A 2,327-nucleotide genomic window follows, 5' to 3' on the forward strand; every position below is an offset into this window, starting at 1 on the left:
GGGTCAGCGGGTCGTCGATCTACCGCACCACCATCACCGTGCAGCCCGTCCCCGGGAAGAAGTGGCAGCAGATCTGCGCCGACTGCGCCGGGGGCATCGACTCGCTGGTGGAACTGCTGCAGGGACGCCTCGCCAAGTCCGTGATGGATCGCCTGTGCAGGCAGGACGACGGGCTGTTCCCCGCCCCCAGGGACATACGCTTCGACTGCTCGTGCCCCGACAGTGCCGCGATGTGCAAGCACGTGGCCGCCGTGTTGTACGGCGTAGGCGCTCGTTTCGACCACCAGCCGGAACTGCTGTTCACCTTGCGCCAGGTGGACACTGCCGACCTGCTGAGCAAGGCTGGCGCCGGCGTCGTCACCGAAGCAGGGGTCGGCGAGCGCTCTCTGGCCACAGACGACATAGGCGCGCTCTTCGGGCTGGACATGGATCCGGCCTCGGCAGTCGATGCCCCCGACCCGCCCGTCCAGACCCTCTCAAGAAAGGCGTCGGCCCCGAGAGCGCCAAAGCCGCCGGCCGGCCCCTGCCAGCCGTCCGGGCCGACGCCGCCGTCCGCCAAGTCGACGGCGCGGGCGCGCAGCCCGGCCGCCCGCCTGCTGGCGGCCTTGCGCCGGACAGGCTGGCTGGACAACGCCACTGCCCGTGCAGCCACCGGCCTGGATGCAGAAGCCGTCCGCACCCTGCTCAAGCGATTGGTGGCCGACGGATACGCCCGGGTGGAAGGGCACAAGCGCGGCACGCGCTATGTGGCGGTTGAGCCAGGCAGCACGACTTGAGCAGCAGTGCGGGCCAGTGAAGATCAGCGGCGCTCAATTGCCAGGGCAGGACGTCTGTCAGCCCTCGATCGAGCGAAGACTCTCACGTGGCGACCGGCTGAGCAATGCGGATCCTTGGCGCAAGCTTCGCGCTCAGATTCGGTCGGCAACCCGCATGTCGTACTCGGCCCGAGTCAGACCCTGGGTGGGCGCGAGGTCGAGTATTCGCTGACGGTGGGCACCCACAGGAACACGACGGTTCGTGCTGTCGGTCAGCGTCAACACCAACCTGCGGATCGGCACATCGAGTCGACCCGCTGTCGCGTCTACACAAGGAGCCGTGAGCTCCCGGCCACAGCCGCCTGGGTGGGCCATCCGTGATGCAGTACGCTGTCGAGACCCCTTCGCTCCCCAACCCCATGCCCCTGCTCTCGGAGGAAGTCGTCACCGCCGCGCGCAACAGCGTGCTCTGCTGGCTCGCGACCGTGAATCCCGACGGCCAGCCCAACGTGTCGCCGAAGGAGATCTTCGCGGTCGTCGATCAAGACCATCTGGTGGTGGCCAACATCGCCTCGCCGACCAGCGTACGCAACGTCCGCTCGTGCGCCAAGGTCTGCATCAGCTTCATCGACGTGTGGGTGCAGAAGGGGTTCAAGGTCATCGGTACCGCGCAGAACGTGGGCTCACAGGAGCCGGGCTTCAGCAGGTGGGCCGAACCTCTGCTGAAGATGGCCGGCCCGCGCTTCCCGATCCACAGCGTCCTCGTCATCCGCGCGAGCGCGGTCGAGCCGATCGTCGCCCCCAGTTACCGGCTCTACCCTGGCGAGACGACCGAGGAGAGTCAGGTGGCCAACGCGCTGCGGACCTACGGCGTCTCGCGGGTTGTCGGCGGATCGAACTGAGCCCATGCGCCGCGTCCTGCTTGCCGTCATCGACTACCTGCTCGGCTTCCTCGCGCTCGCGTTCTTCGCGTTCCTGGCCTTCGCCAGCCCCAGCCCCACGGACGAGCGTCTGCTCTTCGCCTTCAAGGCCGCCACACCGGTGGCCGTTGCGGAACTCGCGTTTCTGTGGTGGCGGCCCACGCCCGCCAACCGGCTGATACTGGGCGCGAATCTCTGGCTCGTTTCCGGAGGTTTGGCGGCCTGGATGCAGCAGTGGTGGTGGCTGCAGGGCTACCAGAGGTTGGGCGAAGCGAGCCTCTTCATGGCCATGGGCGCGGCGGGCCTGGTGACGACCGCGTTCTCCCCTGCAGGCTTCGTCGCCGCCACGGGGCCTCGGCGCCCGGTGGTGATGGCCTCGCTCTGCCTGCTGCTGGCCGTGGGTGTCGCGCTGATTGCGGCCATGTACTTCCGCGGCAACGTGAAGTTCGCCGCGGTGATTCCGGTGATCGCGCTGTCTTGGCTCAACCGTCTGCTGCGGCGCGTGGTGCAGCGGCAGACAGCGTCCGCGACCACGGCGCGGGAAAGTCTCTTCTCAGGCTGACCGACCCGACGCGGCCCGCGGCGCTGCCGGGGATTGCAGGTTTGCTCGCCGCGGCGCCTGAGGCCGGAGCGCCGCCCCTACTCCCACTCA

3 protein-coding genes are annotated in these 2,327 nt (G+C 68.4%); all 3 read left to right on the forward strand.

Annotation, left to right across the window (positions count from 1 at the left end):
• Positions 1-776: SWIM zinc finger family protein (locus ACOVRJ_RS01535; protein WP_422042148.1), on the forward strand; the 776-nt coding region annotated here is incomplete at its 5' end.
• 398 nt (positions 777-1,174) lie between these two features.
• Entirely contained in the window at positions 1,175-1,657 is a 483-nt protein-coding gene (locus tag ACOVRJ_RS01540; RefSeq protein ID WP_422042149.1) for a pyridoxamine 5'-phosphate oxidase family protein, read from the forward strand.
• Between the two features lie 4 nt (positions 1,658-1,661).
• On the forward strand, positions 1,662-2,237 hold the full coding sequence (locus tag ACOVRJ_RS01545; protein ID WP_422042150.1) for a hypothetical protein: 576 nt from the start codon (positions 1,662-1,664) through the stop codon (positions 2,235-2,237).
• The last annotated feature ends 90 nt before the right edge of the window (positions 2,238-2,327 follow it).

The sequence above is a fragment of the Roseateles sp. genome (assembly GCF_049240545.1).
In the GTDB taxonomy this organism is placed as follows: domain Bacteria; phylum Pseudomonadota; class Gammaproteobacteria; order Burkholderiales; family Burkholderiaceae_C; genus Paucibacter_A.

Bases quoted from the DNA above. Each gene is read 5' to 3' on its own strand.
- ACOVRJ_RS01545 (WP_422042150.1), top strand. From the start codon at position 1,662: ATGCGCCGCGTCCTGCTTGCCGTCATCGACTACCTGCTCGGCTTCCTC.
- ACOVRJ_RS01540 (WP_422042149.1), top strand. From the start codon at position 1,175: ATGCCCCTGCTCTCGGAGGAAGTCGTCACCGCCGCGCGCAACAGCGTG.